Source organism: Pseudaquabacterium pictum (assembly GCF_005403045.1).
GTDB classification, from domain to species: Bacteria; Pseudomonadota; Gammaproteobacteria; order Burkholderiales; family Burkholderiaceae_C; genus Pseudaquabacterium; species Pseudaquabacterium pictum.
In genome coordinates this window covers 52,028-67,740 of sequence record NZ_BJCL01000001.1, presented here as the reverse complement: position 1 = coordinate 67,740, position 15,713 = coordinate 52,028, and the positions used below count along the sequence as shown (strand labels likewise).

Genomic DNA, 15,713 nt, shown 5'->3' with positions numbered 1-15,713 from the left:
TCGTCCTCACAGGCCCAGGCTCGCCTTGGCGATGATGTTGCGCTGGATCTCGTTGGACCCGGCGTAGATGCTGGCCTTGCGGTAGTTGAAGTAGCGCGGCGCCAGGCGGCTGGTGAAGAAATCAATGGCGCCGTTGTCCACCGCCTTGAAGGGCTGGGCCATGGGGCCGGCGGCCTGCATCATCAGCTCGGTGATCATCTGCTGCACCTCGGTGCCGCGGATCTTCAGCATGCTGACGTCGGCCCCCGGCGGCTGGCCGGTGCGGCGCATCTTGTCGAGGAAACGCATCGAGGTGACTTCGAGCGCGTCCAGCTCGATCTCCACGCGTGAGAGCTTGTCGCGGAAGCGCGGGTCGTCGATCAAGGGCTTGCCGTTCTTCAGCTCGCGCTTGGCCAGCGCCTTCAGCGTGACCAGCTCGCGCTTGCTGCCGCCCACGTTGCCCGAGCCCATGCGCTCATGGCCGAGCAGGTACTTGGCCACCGTCCAGCCCTTGCCTTCCTCATGGACCAGGTTCTCGACCGGCACCTCGACGTTGTCGAAGAACACCTCGTTCACCTCATGCCCGCCGTCCATCAGGATCAGCGGACGCACGGTGATGCCCGGGGTCTTCATGTCGATCAGGATGAAGCTGATGCCTTCCTGGCGCTTGCCGGTGTTGTCGGTGCGCACCAGGCAGAAGATCCAGTCGCCGTAGTGGCCCAGCGTGGTCCAGATCTTCTGGCCGTTGACGATGTACTTGTCGCCCTGCCGTTCACATCTGGTCTTCAGCGATGCCAGGTCGGAGCCCGAGCCCGGCTCGGAGTAGCCCTGGACCCAGAAATCGTCGCCCTCGCGGATGCGCGGCAGGTAGCGCGCCTTCTGCTCGGGCGAGCCGAACTTCAGCAGCACGCTGGCGCACATCGACGGGCCGAAGCTGGGCAGCGCCGGCGCGCCGATCAGGCCGAACTCTTCCTCGTAGATGTAGCGCTGGGTGATGTTCCAGCCGGTGCCACCCCATTCCACCGGCCAGTGCGGCACGCTCCAGCCCTTGGCGGCCAGGATTTTGTGCCAGCGGATGATGTCGTCCTTGCTCAGCCCCTGGTAGCCCACCACCTTCTGGCGGATGTCCTCAGGCAGGTTGGCAGCCAGCCAGCTGCGCACCTCGTTGCGGAAGGCCAGTTCTTCGGCCGAATAGCTCAGGTCCATGGCGGGTCTCCGGCAGGATGGGGATCAGACGCGTTCGATGATGATGGCCGGAGCCATGCCGCCGGCGGCGCACATCGTCACCAGGCCACGCTTGAGGTCACGGCGCTCCAGCTCATCCAGCAGGGTGCCGATCAGGATCGAACCGGTGGCGCCGATCGGATGGCCCAGCGCCATGGCGCCGCCGTTGACGTTGACCTTGTCGCGGTTCAGGCGCAGGTCGCGGATGAACTTCTCGGCCACCACGGCGAAGGCCTCGTTGATCTCCCACAGATCGATGTCGTCGACCGTCAGGCCGGCCTTGGCCAGCACCTTGCGGGCGGCGGGCACCGGCGCGTTCAGCATCAGCGTCGGGCTGTCGCCCACGTTGGCATAGGCGATGACCTTGGCGCGGGCCTTCATGCCGTTCTTCTTGGCATAGGCCGGCGAGGCCAGCAGCAGCGCGCCCGAGCCGTCGACCACGCCCGACGAGTTGCCGGCGTGGTGCACGAAGTTGATGTCCAGATCCGGGTACTTGGCGGTGATCAGCCGGCGGTAGGTGGTGCCCTGGCCGTCCAGGTCCACATCGGCCATGGTGGTGAAGGCGGGCTTCAGGCCGGCCAGGCCTTCGCGGGTGGTCTGCGGGCGGGGAAACTCCTCGCGGTCCAGCGCCAGCGAGCCATCGGCCTTGTAGACCGGCACCACGCTCTTCTTGAAGTGGCCGCCGGCAATCGCCGCGGCCGCGCGCTGCTGGCTGACCAGGGCCAGGTCGTCCAGCGCCTCGCGCGGGATGCCCTCCAGCGTGGCGATGGCATCGGCGCACACGCCCTGGTGGCTTTGCGGGTGCTTGGCGCGCAGGCGGGTGTTGCCGGCGTCCATGAAGCCCGGGCCGTCGCGCATCGTGGCCGTCAGGCTCATCATCTCGCAGCCGCCGGCGATCACCAGGTCTTCCATGCCGGACATGATGGACGCGGTGGCCAGGTTCACCGTGGTGATGCCGCTGCCGCAGAAGCGGTCCAGCGTCATGCCGCTGGCCTTGACGTCGTAGCCGGCATCCAGCGCGGCCATGCGGCCCATGTCGTTGCCCTGGGCACCCTTCTGGGTGCTGGTGCCCCAGATGATGTCGTCGACCTCGGCGGTCTTCAGGTTGTTGCGCTCGGCCAGGGCCTTCAGCACGCTGGCGGCGAGGTGCTGCGGGTGCATGTCGGCCAGGGCGCCCTTGCCCTGCTTGCCGATGCCGCGGGGGGTGCGGCAGGCGTCGATGATGAGGGCTTCGGTCATGGCCAATCTCCGGCGGTGGTGAGGGAAGGCGCCGATTGTGGGCATGCGCCCCAGGCGATCACAGTCCATCTGGTGACAGATGCCGACTGTCGCCCCGCCTACCCTGCCGGCCATCCTCTTCCCACCACCCGAGCCCGCCATGACCACCGACGCCCTGCCCACCTTCGAGACCATCCGCCTGGCGCTGCAGGGCGGCGTGGCCACGCTGACGCTGAACCGGCCGCAGCGGCTCAATGCCGCGCCGCCGCAGATGTTCGACGAGATCCGTGCCGCACTGCAGCAGTTGCCCGGCCTGGGCGCCCGTGCGCTGCTGATCACCGGGGAGGGCCGCGCCTTCTGCAGCGGCGCCGACCTGGCGGGCCGTGGGGATGCACCGGCCACCGGCCGCGGCGCCGGCACCTTCCGCGCGCTCACCCAGCACTACAACCCCACCATGCTGGCGCTGGCCAAGCTGGACATGCCGGTGGTCACCGCGGTCAACGGCGTGGCCGCCGGCATCGGCTGCAGCCTGGCGCTGGCGGCGGATTTCACTGTGGCGGCCAGGTCGGCCTACTTCCTGGAGGCCTTCGTCAACATCGGCCTGGTGCCCGACGGCGGCACCACCTGGATGCTGGCGCGCCAGATCGGCAAGGCCCGCGCCACCGAGATGATGATGCTGGGCGAGCGCATCCCGGCCGAGAAGGCCGAAGCCTGGGGCCTGATCCACGCGGCGGTGGACGATGCCGAACTGATGGCCCGCGCCGGCGCGCTGGCCGAACGGCTGGCCAACGGCCCGACCCGCGCCTACAGCCTGATGCGCCAGGGCCTGATCCGCGCGATGGCGCAGACTTACGAGGAAGGGCTGGCCACCGAGGCCGCCCACCAGGCGCAGTGCGCCGACTCGGCCGACGCGCGCGAAGGCGGCATGGCCTTCCTGGAAAAGCGCAAGGCGCAGTTCAAGGGCGCCTGACATGAGCGCGCCCGCCACCCCCACCGCCGACCCGGTCGGCTACCGGCGCGAGGCCGTCGAAGCCTGGCTGGCCGCCCATGTGCCTGCGCTGCGCCAGCCGCTGCGCTGGACACGCCTGGAAGGTGGCCACAGCAACCTCACCTACCTGCTGGAAGACGCCGACGGCCAGCGCGCGGTGATCCGCCGCCCGCCGATGGGCGACCTGCTGCCCAAGGCCCACGACATGGGCCGTGAGTGGGCGCTGATCAGCGCGCTGGGTCCCACGCCGGTGCCGGTGCCGGCTGCGCTGGGCTTCTGCGACGACCCGGCGGTCACCGGCGCGCACTTCTACGTGATGGGCCACATCGACGGCCATCCGCTCTACAACGCCGACGATGCCCGCCGCTGGGCGCCGCCGCCGCTGCGCATGACGCTGTCGCACAGCTTCATCGACGTGCTGGCCGACCTGCATGCGGTCGATCCCGACGCGGTGGGGCTGAGTGACCTGGGCAAGAAGGACGCGTACATCGAGCGCCAGCTCAAGACCTGGTACCGCAGCTGGAATGCGTCGATCGAAGGCGCCCAGCTCGATGACCCGCGCGCCCATGCGCTGCAGGCCTACTTCCTGGCCCACACGCCCGACCAGGGCCCCGCCCGGGTGGTGCATGGCGACTACGGCCTGCACAACACCCTGGTGGGCGCCGACGGCCGCATTGCCGCGGTGGTCGACTGGGAGATCAGCACCCTGGGCGACCCGCTGGCCGACCTGGCCTATGCGCTGAACCAGTGGGCCCAGCCTGACGATCCGCCGGCGGTGCGCGGCAACCCGCCCACCGCCCAGCCCGGCTTTGCCAGCCGCGCCGAGCTGGCCGACCGCTACGCCGCCCGCACCGGGCGGGATCTGTCCAAGCTGGATTTCTACATCGGCTTCAACCGCTGGAAATCGGCCTGCATCGTGCACGGCGTCTATGCCCGCTACATGGAAGGCAAGAAGAGCACCGACGGCGTGGACATGGCCGGGCTGAAGCGCGGCATCCTGCAGTCGCTGGCGCAGGCCGAGGCGGCGGTGGAGCGGCTGGAGCGGCGCTGAGCCGCCTGCCAGGGTCTCAGCGGCCCTGGTTCATCGCCCGCATGCGGGTCATCACCGGCCCGTCGGCCTTGTACGACCAGCAGGTGTCGACCAGTTCATCGACACGCCAGACCCGCACCGGTTCGGCCTCGCCAGGGTCCCGCGGGCGGTAGTTGTCGCTGGCAAAGGCCTGCACCGCGGCGGCGGCCATCATGTCGAGCAGCATCACGATGTGGGTGCAGCCTTCGGTGCCGCCCAGGCGCTCGCGCAGCGCCTTGCGGAAGCCGCGGCCCATGTTCAGCCCCACCACCTGCTGGAAGTTGGGCTGCACGCTGGTGCAGGTGGTGTACGGCGTGCTGGGCATGGCGGAAACCAGCGCCACGATGGTGCGCTTGCGGTCCAGCGTCACCCGCAGCTGCATGTGGTGCAGGGCCGACCCGGCCTCGCACGCACCGCGGAAGGCGTTGTCGTAGGCGAACGGCCGGGTGTCGGCGAAGCGGGCGTCGATGTCGATCAGGCCATCGTCGCGCCGGAAACTACGGAACACCATGCTGCGCGTCTGCACAGCCTGGCGTGCCGCCGGTTCCGGCAGCACCCAGCCGTCGTCCAGACCGGCGTGCAGCGCTTCGCCGGACGCCAGGCCGCCGCCGGGCGAGGCTGCGGTCGGCTGCGCCATCAGTTCCGGAAGACCTGCAACATGCTGGCGTCGTCCATGTTGCCTTCCATGCGCTGGATCTCGCTGCGGCCCACCACCAGGTGGTGCACCTCATCCGGGCCGTCGGCCAGGCGCAGCGTGCGCTGCTGGGCGTACATGTGGGCCAGCGGGGTGTGCTGGCTCACGCCCAGGGCGCCGTGCATCTGGATGGCCTGGTCGATGATCTTGCACACCTGCTCGGGAATCATGGCCTTGACCATGTGCACCCAGATGCGGGCCTCGCGGTTGCCCAGCACGTCCATCGCCTTGGCGGCCTTCAGCACCATCAGGCGCATGGCCTCGATCTCGATGCGGGCGCGGGAGATGATCTCCACGTTGCCGCCCAGCCAGGCGAGCTTCTTGCCGAAGGCCTCGCGGCTGACGCCACGCTTGACCATCAGGTCCAGCGCCTTCTCTGCCGCGCCGATGGAGCGCATGCAGTGGTGGATGCGGCCGGGGCCCAGGCGCACCTGGCTGATCTCGAAGCCGCGGCCTTCGCCCAGCAACATGTTGTCCTTGGGCACCCGCACGTTGTTGAAGCGGATGTGCATGTGGCCGTGCGGCGCATGGTCTTCGGCGAACACATGCTGGGCGCCGACGATCTCGACCCCCGGGGTGTCCTTGGGCACCAGGATCATGCTCTGCTGCTTGTGCGGCGGGGCGTCGGGGCTGGTGCGCACCATGGTGATCAGGATCTTGCAGCGCGGCGAGCCGGCGCCCGAGATGTAGTGCTTCTCGCCGTTGATCACCCACTCGTCGCCGATCAGCTCGGCCTTGGTGGCCACGTTCTTGGCGTCCGACGAGGCATGGTGCAGTTCGGTCATCGCATAGGCCGAGCGGATCTCGCCGTTCAGCAGCGGCTTGAGCCAGCGCTCCTTCTGCGCCGGCGTGCCCACGCGCTCCAGCACTTCCATGTTGCCGGTGTCGGGGGCCGAGCAGTTCATGCACTCGCTGGCCATCGGGTTCTTGCCCAGCTCGCTGGCGATGTAGGCGTAATCCAGGTTCGACAGGCCCTCGCCGGTCTCGGCGTCGGGCAGGAAGAAGTTCCACAGGCCCTGCTTCTTGGCTTCGGCCTTGGCGCCTTCCAGCAGGTCCAGCTGGCCGGGGGCGTACTGCCAGCGGTCGGCGCCATGGCGGTTCTTGCCCAGTTCCTCGTACTTGGCGCTCATCGGGTTCACCACCTCGACGATGAAGCGCTTCACATGCTCGTACAGCGGCATGGCCTTGGCCGACATCCGCAGGTCGTTCAGCGGATCGTCGGGGCTGAGCAGGAAGGGCGAGGCGGTCTTGACGGCTTGGTCCATGGGGGTCTCCGGTGTGCGGTGCAGGGTGCAATGCCGACTGTGCGGGCGATGCCGAACAGCCGCAGTCGTTCGGGTGACACCGTGCCGGCCGGCGCCGGGTGTCCGGCGGGTGACGCCCGCTGCCGCTCCCGATTGACACCATGCCGGTGCGGCCCTAGCTTGGGCGCACCGCGCAGGAGCCGATGTGACCGCAGCCGCCAGCACCGACGAGCCCCTTCCCTTCCAGGGGTTGAAGGTGATCGACTGCGCCAGTTTCATCGCCGCGCCGGTAGCCGCCACCCTGCTGGCCGACCTGGGTGCCGACGTGGTCAAGGTCGAGCCGCCCGGCGGCGACCCGCACCGCACCCTGTCCCAGCGGGTGGGCTGCCTGGCGGATTCGGTGGCGGCCGACAACAACTTCGTCTGGGACCTGAACAGCCGCCACAAGCGCAGCATCGTCCTCGATTTGAAGCAGCCTGCCGGCCAGGCGGTGCTGCACCGGATGGCGCAACAGGCCGACGTGTTCATCACCAACCTGCCGCTGCCGGTGCGCGCACGGCTGGCCATCGATGCCGACACCCTGCTGGCGCTGAACCCGCGGCTGGTCGTGGCATCGATGACGGCCTACGGCGAGACCGGGCCCGAAGCCCCCAAGAGCGGCTTCGACGTCACCGCCTACTGGGCCCGCGCCGGCCTGATGGACCTGGTGCGCGCCGACCACACCGCACCGCCCACACGGCCCGTGCCCGGCATGGGCGACCACCCCAGCGCGGTGACGCTGTTCGCCGCCATCACCACCGCGCTGTACCGGCGCGAGCGCACCGGCCGCGGCGGCCTGGTCAGCACCTCGCTGATGGCCAACGGCCTGTGGTCCAACGCCATCCAGGTGCAGGCGCAGCTGGCCGGGGCCCGCTATCCGCAGCGGCTGCCGCGCAGCCATGCCACCAACCCCTTGTCCAACATCTACCAGGCCGGCTGCGGCCGCTGGCTGAGCATGGTGATCCTGAACGAGCCGCGCCAGCTGGGGCCGCTGCTGCACACCTTGGATCTGGACCACCTGCAGGACGACCCGCGCCTGGCCACGGCCGCCAGCCGCGAGGCGCACGGGCCGGACATCGTCGCGCAGTTCGACGCCGCCTTCGCCCGCCACGACCTGGCAACCTGGCGGCGCAAGCTGGATGCAGCCGGCATCACCTTCGGCGTGGTCGGCACGCTGGCCGACATGGACGACGACGAACAGATGCGCGCCGCCGGCGCCCTGGTGCCCTACGGCCACCGTGCGGGCACCACGGTGGCCGCGCCGATCCTGCTGCACGGCAGCACCCCACGCCCGCCCGGCCCGGCGCCGGGCCTGGGCGAACACAGCCGCACGCTGCTGGCCGAGGCCGGCTACGACGATGCACAGATCGCCCACCTGCTGCACAGCGGCGTGGTGCAGTGACCGGAGACACACGATGACCTATGCCAACGGCCGCCTGATCCACGATGCCGACAGCCACCTGATGGAGCTGGACGACTGCCTGGATGCCTATTTCGACACCGCCCTGCTGGCCCGCTACCACGCCAGCGCCGGCTACCAGGCCCAGCTGGCGCGCGGCCTGCGCCCCGGCCGCTCGCCCCAGGCGCATGCCGACCCGGCCTTCCGCGCCGCGGTGGCGCCGAACATCATGCTGCGCAAGAACCACGAGGCGCACGGCGCCTTCCTGCGGGCTGATCGGCCCGAGGCGCTGGACCTGCTGGGCTTCGCCAGCCAGCTGGTGTTCACCACCTTCTGCCTCAGCAACTTCGGGCTGGACCAGGGCGACGACATGGCGCTGTGCTACGCCGCCGCCGATGCCCACAACCGCATGCTCACCGACTTCTGCAGCGTCGACGAGCGCCTGTTGGCCACCGCTTACGTGCCGCTGGAAGACTTCGACCGCGCCGCCGCCACCGCAGCCCTGGCCATCCGCCTGGGCGCCAAGGCGCTGATGGTGCCCAGCGCCTGCCCGCAGCGGCACAGCCCCAGCCACGTTGGCCTGCACCCGGTGTGGGCCCAGGCGCAGGAGGCCGGCATCCCGGTGCTGTTCCATGTGGGCGGCGAGGAGAAGATGAACCCGGTCTACAAGCGCAACGGCGGCCCGCCGGTGCCCGATTTCCACGGTGGCGACGACAACTTCACCTCGGTCAGCTACATGCCCATCCCAAGCGCGGTGATGCAGACCCTGGCCACGCTGATCTTCGACGGCGTGTTCGACCGCTTCCCCCGGCAGAAGTGGGGCGCCATCGAGCTGGGCGCGGCCTGGGTGCCGGGCTGGATGCGGGCCATGGACAGCGCCGCCCATGCCTTCCGCCGCAACGAGACGCGGCTGCAGCAACTCAGCGCCCTGCCCAGCGAGATCGTGCGCCGGCAATTGCGGGTCACGCCCTATCCGCACGAGGACGCCGGCTGGATCATCGCCAACAGCGGCCCCGAGGTGGCGCTGTTCTCGTCGGACTACCCGCATGTGGAAGGCGGCCGCGCGCCGCTCAAGCGCTTCGACGAATCGCTGGCCCGCACGCCCGAGGCCGACCGCCGGCGCTTCTATGCCGACAACTTCATCGACCTGATGGGCGCCGGGCTGGCGCCGCATCTGCGCCGGCCGAAGCACCTGCAGGCCGCCTGACTTCCCTTCCCACGCACACTGGAGAAACCACCCCATGGCCCTGCCCACCTACGAGACCCTGCTGTACGACGTGCAAGACGGCATCGCCACCGTCACCCTGCACCGGCCCGAGAAGATGAACGCCTTCACCACCCAGATGCGCGACGACCTGGTGGCGGTGTTCGACGAGACCGACCGCAACGACGATGTGCGCGTGGTCATCATCACCGGCGCCGGCCGGGCCTTCTGCGCCGGGGCCGACCTGTCGGCTGGCGGCAAGACCTTCGACTACGACTCGCGCGGTGAATCGGCGCGCGACAAGTACAAGGTCAACGGCATCTACCGCGACGGCGGCGGCATCGCCACGCTGCGCATCTTCAAGAGCCTCAAGCCGGTGATCGGCGCGATCAACGGCGCGGCCGTGGGCATCGGCATGACGATGCAGCTGCCGATGGACATCCGCATGGCCAGCACCACCGCGCGCTTCGGCTTCGTGTTCGCCCGGCGCGGCATCACGCCCGAGGCAGCGTCCACCTGGTTCCTGGGCCGGCTGGTGGGCATGCAGACGGCGCTGGAGTGGTGCTTCACCGGCCGCGTCTTCGATGCCCAGGAAGCCAAGGACCGCGGCCTGGTGCGCAGCCTGCACGCGCCCGATGAACTGCTGCCGGCCGCCCGCGCGCTGGCCCGCGAGATCGCCGACAACACGGCGCCGGTGTCGGTGGCGCTGACCCGCCAGATGCTGTGGCACATGGCCGGGCAGGACCACCCGATGAAGGCCCACCAGGTCGACAGCCGCGCCATCCAGGCGCGGGGCCAGTCGGCCGATGCGCGCGAGGGCGTCAGCAGCTTCCTGGAGAAGCGCACGCCGGTCTATCCCAACAAGGTCAGCACCGACATGCCCGACTTCTTCCCCTGGTGGGACGAACCCGAGTTCAAGTGATGGCGATGGCGTCGCCCGTGCAAGACCTCGATGTGCTGATCGTCGGTGCCGGCATCTCCGGCATCGGCGCCGCGGTGCACCTGCAGCAGCAGTGCCCCGGCAAGACCTGGGCCATCCTGGAGAGCCAGGACGGCTTCGGCGGCACCTGGCGCACCCACCGCTACCCCGGCATCCGCAGCGACAGCGACCTGTTCACCTTCGGCTACCGCTTCAAGCCGTGGATGGGCAAGCCGATCGCCACCGCGGCCGAGATCCTGGCCTACCTGGGCGAGGTGATCGACGAACACGGCCTGGCGCCCCACATCCAATACCGCCACGGCATCCAGTCGGCGGCCTGGGACAGCACGGCCAAGCGCTGGACGGTGACGGCCACCCGGCCCGCAGCCGATGGCGCCGGCAGCGAGACGGTGCAGGTCCGCGCCCGCTTCCTGTGGATGTGCCAGGGCTACTACCGCCACGGCGAGGGCTACACGCCGTCCTGGCCGGGCATGGACCGCTACCAGGGCCGGGTGGTGCACCCGCAGACCTGGCCCGACGACCTGGACCTGACGGGGAAACGCGTGGTGGTGATCGGCTCCGGTGCCACCGCGGCCACGCTGATCCCGGCGATCGCCGACCGGTGCGCCCATGTCACCATGCTGCAGCGCAGCCCGACCTTCTTCATCACCGGCCGCAATGCCAACGAGCTGGCCGACACGCTGCGCCAGCTGGAGATCCCCGACGCCTGGACCCACGAGATCGTGCGCCGCAAGGTGCTGTTCGACCAGGCCAACTTCATCCGCCGCTGCCAGGCCGAGCCCGAGGTGGTGCGGCAGGAACTGCTGGCCGGCGTGCGCGCCGCGTTGGGCCCGGCGCACGCGCACCTGGTGGACCAGCACTTCAACCCCCGCTACCGGCCCTGGCAGCAGCGCATCGCCTTCGTGCCCGATGCCGACCTGTTCAAGGCGGTGCGCAGCGGCCAGGCGGCGGTGGTCACCGACCAGATCGAGACCTTCACGTCCGACGGCCTCCAGCTGCAGTCGGGCGCGCTGCTGCAGGCCGACGTGGTGGTCACCGCCACCGGCTTCCACCTCAACGTGCTGGGCGACATCCAGTTCAGCATCGATGGCCGGCCGCTGGACTTTGCGCAGACCGTGGCCTGGAACGGTGCGCTGTTCACCGGCGTGCCCAATCTGGCCTGGGTGTTCGGCTACCTGCGCGCCAGCTGGACGCTGCGCGCCGACCTGATGGGCGACCTGGTGTGCCGCCTGCTGCAGCAGATGGACGCCCGCGGCGCCAGCGTGGTGCAGCCGGTGCTGCGCCCGCAGGATGCCGACATGGCCCGCCTGCCCTGGATCACCGCCGACAACTTCAGCGCCGGCTACATGCAGCGCGGTGTGGCCCTGCTGCCGCAGCAGGGCGACCGCGCGCCCTGGCTGCACACCCAGGACTACGCCAGCGAACGCCACACCCTGCCGCAGGCCGATCTGGACGACGGCAGCCTGCAGTTCCTCTGATCCACTGACCCACCGTTCCACCACCCCCCGCGTCTGCCATGCCCCACACCCTGCCCGTCCCCTCCCGCCGCCAGCTGCTGCTGGGCGCCTCCGCCCTGCTGCTGCCCGGCCTGTCGGCCGCACAGCCGGCCTGGCCGACCAAGCCGGTGCGCATCCTCACGCCGTTCACCGCCGGCGGCGCCACCGATGTGATCGCCCGCAACCTGGCGGCCATACTGCAGGCCACCCACAAGCAGCCGTTCAATGTGGAGCCCAAGCCCGGTGCCGATGGCGCCCTGGCGGCGCAGGAGCTGCTGCGCAGCGCGCCCGACGGCCACACGCTGTACCTGGCCACGGCCTCGGCGCTGAGCTACGTGCCGAATGTGCGGCGCAACCCCGGCTACGACGCGCTGAAGGACTTCACCCCGCTGACGCAGTTCATGACCTTCAGCTTCTACCTGATGGTGCACGAGAGCCTGCCCGGCAAGACGCTGGCCGAGGTGCTGGCCCATGTGAAATCACGCCCGGCCACCTACAGCTACGGCTCGGGCAATTCCACCGCGCTGCTGGCGGCAGCGCAGCTGGCCACCTCGGCCGGGGTGGACCTGGTGCATGCGCCCTACAAGGGCGAGTCGCAGGCGGTGGTCGACATGGTGGGCGGCCGAGTGCACATGATGTGGGCCTCACCCGCGGTGATGCCGGCGCTGCTGAAGGATGGCAAGTTCCGCCCGCTGGCGGTGCTGCTGTCCGAACGCAGCGCGGCCTACCCCGATGTGCCCACCATCGCCGAGGCCGGCATGCCGCTGGTCAACGTGGTGCCCTGGGGTGGCTTCGTGGTGCCGTCGAGCACGCCGCCCGAGCTGTCGGCCGCGGTGGCCCGCGCGCTGCGCGAGGGTATCGGCCATCCTGACCTGCGCGGCCCGGCCGACAAGGCCGGCCTGGCCCTGCGGCCCGGCCCGGCCGAGGACTTCAGCCGCTTGATCCAGCAGCAGCTGGGCGCCTTCGGTCAGGCCATCAAGCAGGCCAAGGTGCCGCTGGAAGGCTGACCGGCAGGTACCATTCGGCCGCAGGAGGGATTCCATGTCGCAGAAGATGCCTCTGGCCAGCCCGCCGCGCCATGGCGCCGGGCCACGTCGATCCCCGGAGCGGCCGCCCGCGGCAGCGCTGCCGGCACCCGGCTTGCCGCCCGGCCTGCGGGCGGGCCTGGAGGCCCTGTCGGGCCTGTCCCTTCAGGCGGTGCGGGTGCACCGTGATTCGAAGCAGCCCGCTGCGCTGGCGGCACAGGCCTTCGCCCAGGGCCCGGAGATCCACCTGGCCCCGGGCCAGGCGCAGCAGCTGCCGCATGAGGCCTGGCATGTGGTGCAGCAGGCCCAGGGCCGGGTAACGGCCCCGGCATCGGGGCCGCAGCGCGACGCCAGCCTCGAGGCCGAGGCCGACCTGATGGGCGCCCTGGCCAGCAGTGGCCCGCTGGCACCGGCCCGCGGCATGCGCCAGCCGAGCTGGCCGCAGCCCCCGGGAGTGGAGGCGCCCATCCAACTGCGGGATCTGCGGCTGGGCAAGCAGAGGATCGGCAACCTGCCGGCAGCCAAGCGGAACAAGGAGTTCACGGAAGCCCTGGCACCCTACATCCAGGTCCATGGCGCGAAGCGGGTGGAGGCCCTGGCCAGCCAGCTGTTCTCCGCCAGCGGCGAGGACTTCGCGGACCTGACGCAGTTCCTGATCGAGCTGGCCTACGACCTGGAGACCAAGTCGACATCCGACCAGCCACTGACGCTGCAGGAACACTTCATGACCGAGTACGGCTGGAAGCGCGCCGCCAACGCACCGCGCCCCAAGCTGCCGGACAAGCAGCAGCTCAAGCTGTACCGCACCATGTCGGTGGCCGACTGGAAGAAGCTGGACCAGGGCGATCACAGCGTGCTGGTGGGTGGCCACATCGGCGACTTCAAGCAAGCGCTGAAGTACTTCCTGGGCAAGAGCGCCGACGCCAAGGTGATGGTGGAGTTCCAGCTCCAACCCGGCGCCGAGCTGCGCCTGTTCGGGCCTCGCCTGGCGCTGCCGGCCACCGACGAGCGCACGCCCAAACTGAAGACCATGGCCAAGGCCATGGGCAATGCCGATTTCCCGCTGTGCAACACCGCCGAAGGCACCTCGCCCAGTGCCATCGGCATCAAGTCGGAGTCCGAGGGCGAGGCCGGCTTCAGCATCGGCATCGGCGGCGGCGACACGGCCACCAAGTTCATGGCGCTGGTTGAACAGGCCGTGCTGCGCAGCGTCGGCACCGAGGTCAGCCGTCTGCCTGACAAGGGCAACCCGGTCGAGGCCGAGGCCCAGCTGCTGCTGGGCGTGAACAACTGCCTGATCAATGCGGTGGCCATGGCGGCACTCGGCCGCACGGCCACGCTGGAGGAACTGATTGCCATCCGCGGCGCGCTGAACAACTACGGCGAGATGCTGCTGGCCAGCCCGCTGGTGATCGACGCCATCCGCGACGCACTGCAGATCGACAACGCGATCACCGTCATGTACGAGGGCCTGACACCGCCGGAGGACTTCGACGGCACCGGCGCCCCGCTCATGGTCTACCACGTCGGCGGCAACCACTTCACGCACACGGCGCCCGATTGAGCGCCGGCGCGGGCGCTCAGTTCACGCTGCGCGCCTTGCCTTCCCAGTACGGCGCCCGCAGCAGGCGCTTGAGCAGCTTGCCGCTGGGGTTGCGCGGCAGCGCCTCGACGAAGTCGATGCTCTTGGGGCACTTGTAGTGCGCCAGCCGTTCGCGCATCCAGTCGATGATGGCGCGCTCGGTGGCCGGGCCGGTCTGCTCGCCAGGCCGCAGGATCACGCAGGCCTTGACGCTCTCGCCCCACTTGTCGTCGGGCACGCCGATCACTGCGCCGTCGGCCACCGACGGGTGCTTCATCAGCACGTTCTCGATCTCGGCCGGGTAGATGTTCTCGCCGCCCGAGATGATCATGTCCTTGATGCGGTCGTTGATGTAGACATAGCCATCGACCATGTAGCCACCGTCGCCCGAGCGGAACCAGCCGCCGTTGGCATTGCGCCCCTCCGGGAAGGCGGCCGCCGTGGCCTCGGGGTTGCGCCAGTAGCCCAGCATGTTGCCGGGGGACTCGATCAGCACCTCGCCGGTCTGGCCCTCCGGCAGGTCGGCCAGGGTCACCGGGTCGACGATGCGCACCCGCGCACCGGGCACCGGTTTGCCGGCGGAACGCAGCAGCTTGGCCTTCGGGCCCTCGGGCGCATGGTCTTCAGGCAGCAGGAAGGTGGCCGAGCCGGCGATCTCGGTCAGGCCGTAGACCTGCATGAAGCTGCACTGGAAGGTGGCCATGGCCTCGGTCAGCACCCGGTCGCTGATCGGCGAGCCGCCGTAGGAGATCAGCTGCAGCGTGCGGTAGTCGCCCTGCTTCACCTTGGGTGACTGCAGCATGAACAGGATCATCGCCGGCACCAGGAAGCTGTGGGTGATGCCGTGGCGGCCGATGGCGTCGATGAAGCCGGCGGGGTCGAAATCGGGGTAGCTGCTGCCGGTGGCGCCGGCATACAGCGGGAACAGCCCCATGTTGGCGCCGGCGATGTGGAAGGTGGGCAGCGCATTGCCCACCACCGCATCGGCCGTCACATCCCACACCAGGGTGCCGAGCTGGCAGTTGAAGATCAGCCCGGCATGCGACAGCACCACGCCCTTGGGCAGGCCGGTGGTGCCGCTGGAATACAGCTGCAGCATCGGGTCGTCGGGCTTGGCGTCGACCGCCTGGAACTGGTCGGACGCGCCGGCGTACCAGTCGTGGAAGCCGGGGTGGCCATCGTGGGCACCGTCGGTCACCAGCACCTGCTGCAGCGTCGGCATGGCGGCGCGGTCGACCAGCGGCAGGAAGGCCTTGTCAGCCAGCATCAGCTTGGCCATGCCGTGGTCGACGATGTACTGCACCTCGCCCGGCGCCAGGCGCCAGTTCACCGGCATGCACACCGCGCCCAGCTTGGCGGCAGCCAGGGTCAGCAGCGTGGATTCGATGTGGAACTTGGTCAGCACCGCCACCCGGTCGCCGGCCGCCACGCCCGCAACAGCCAGCGCGTTGGCGATGCGGTTGGTGCTGCGGTCGACGTCGGAGAAGGTCCAGCGCTGGTCGCCGCAGCGGTAGGCCAGGCCGTCGGGTTGGGCCCGCGCCTGCTGCTGCACGATGGTGTTGAAGGTGGTGCCCGGCATGCATCGTCTCCTGTTGGCGCCATGGTGGTGGCG

At 69.8% G+C, this 15,713-nt stretch carries 13 protein-coding genes; 8 read left to right on the top strand and 5 right to left on the bottom strand.

Annotation, left to right across the window (positions count from 1 at the left end; all coding sequences use genetic code 11):
* Positions 1-6: 6 nt before the first annotated feature.
* Positions 7-1,185, bottom strand: a complete 1,179-nt coding sequence (locus FFT10_RS00260; protein ID WP_137730765.1) for an acyl-CoA dehydrogenase family protein — start codon at positions 1,183-1,185, stop codon at positions 7-9.
* Positions 1,186-1,209: 24 nt separating this feature from the next.
* Positions 1,210-2,442, bottom strand: coding sequence for an acetyl-CoA C-acetyltransferase (locus FFT10_RS00255; protein WP_137730764.1), 1,233 nt, complete (start codon positions 2,440-2,442; stop codon positions 1,210-1,212).
* A 139-nt stretch (positions 2,443-2,581) separates the two neighbouring features.
* Between FFT10_RS00255 and FFT10_RS00250 the strand changes: the two genes are divergently transcribed.
* Both FFT10_RS00250 and FFT10_RS00245 read left to right on the top strand, forming a co-directional pair.
* Positions 2,582-3,391 (top strand): enoyl-CoA hydratase-related protein, encoded by an 810-nt coding sequence (locus FFT10_RS00250; protein WP_137730763.1) that lies wholly within the window; start codon positions 2,582-2,584, stop codon positions 3,389-3,391.
* Between the two features lies 1 nt (position 3,392).
* Positions 3,393-4,460, top strand: coding sequence for a phosphotransferase family protein (locus FFT10_RS00245; protein ID WP_137730762.1), 1,068 nt, complete (start codon positions 3,393-3,395; stop codon positions 4,458-4,460).
* 16 nt (positions 4,461-4,476) lie between these two features.
* On the opposite strand, the gene FFT10_RS00240 is transcribed toward FFT10_RS00245, so the two are convergent.
* Together FFT10_RS00240 and FFT10_RS00235 are read right to left on the bottom strand one after the other, a co-directional pair.
* Complete coding sequence (locus FFT10_RS00240) at positions 4,477-5,115, bottom strand: DUF2889 domain-containing protein (protein WP_137730761.1); 639 nt, start codon at positions 5,113-5,115, stop codon at positions 4,477-4,479.
* Positions 5,115-6,368, bottom strand: coding sequence for an acyl-CoA dehydrogenase family protein (locus tag FFT10_RS00235; RefSeq protein WP_373282452.1), 1,254 nt, complete (start codon positions 6,366-6,368; stop codon positions 5,115-5,117). Before FFT10_RS00235 ends, FFT10_RS00240 begins: the two co-directional genes overlap by 1 nt.
* A gap of 253 nt (positions 6,369-6,621) precedes the next feature.
* Between FFT10_RS00235 and FFT10_RS00230 the strand changes: the two genes are divergently transcribed.
* From FFT10_RS00230 to FFT10_RS00205, 6 genes are read left to right on the top strand one after another with little or no spacing between them, the layout of a single operon-like run.
* Positions 6,622-7,857: a CaiB/BaiF CoA transferase family protein gene (locus tag FFT10_RS00230; protein ID WP_137730759.1), complete on the top strand. Its 1,236-nt coding sequence runs from the start codon at positions 6,622-6,624 to the stop codon at positions 7,855-7,857.
* A gap of 13 nt (positions 7,858-7,870) precedes the next feature.
* A complete protein-coding gene (locus tag FFT10_RS00225) occupies positions 7,871-9,061 on the top strand; it encodes an amidohydrolase family protein (RefSeq protein ID WP_137730758.1) in 1,191 nt (396 codons plus the stop codon).
* A 34-nt stretch (positions 9,062-9,095) separates the two neighbouring features.
* Positions 9,096-9,980 carry a crotonase/enoyl-CoA hydratase family protein gene (locus FFT10_RS00220; protein ID WP_137730757.1) on the top strand — a complete coding sequence of 295 codons (885 nt, stop codon included), beginning with the start codon at positions 9,096-9,098 and terminating at the stop codon, positions 9,978-9,980.
* Positions 9,980-11,476, top strand: coding sequence for a flavin-containing monooxygenase (locus FFT10_RS00215; protein ID WP_137730756.1), 1,497 nt, complete (start codon positions 9,980-9,982; stop codon positions 11,474-11,476). Before FFT10_RS00220 ends, FFT10_RS00215 begins: the two co-directional genes overlap by 1 nt.
* Before the next feature lie 38 nt (positions 11,477-11,514).
* Positions 11,515-12,501 (top strand): Bug family tripartite tricarboxylate transporter substrate binding protein, encoded by a 987-nt coding sequence (locus FFT10_RS00210; RefSeq protein WP_137730755.1) that lies wholly within the window; start codon positions 11,515-11,517, stop codon positions 12,499-12,501.
* A gap of 34 nt (positions 12,502-12,535) precedes the next feature.
* The gene (locus tag FFT10_RS00205) at positions 12,536-14,083 is read left to right on the top strand and encodes an eCIS core domain-containing protein (protein WP_137730754.1); all 1,548 of its coding nucleotides are present in this window, start codon (positions 12,536-12,538) and stop codon (positions 14,081-14,083) included.
* 16 nt (positions 14,084-14,099) lie between these two features.
* On the opposite strand, the gene FFT10_RS00200 is transcribed toward FFT10_RS00205, so the two are convergent.
* The gene (locus tag FFT10_RS00200; protein WP_137730753.1) at positions 14,100-15,680 is read right to left on the bottom strand and encodes a long-chain-fatty-acid--CoA ligase; all 1,581 of its coding nucleotides are present in this window, start codon (positions 15,678-15,680) and stop codon (positions 14,100-14,102) included.
* Positions 15,681-15,713 lie beyond the last annotated feature (33 nt).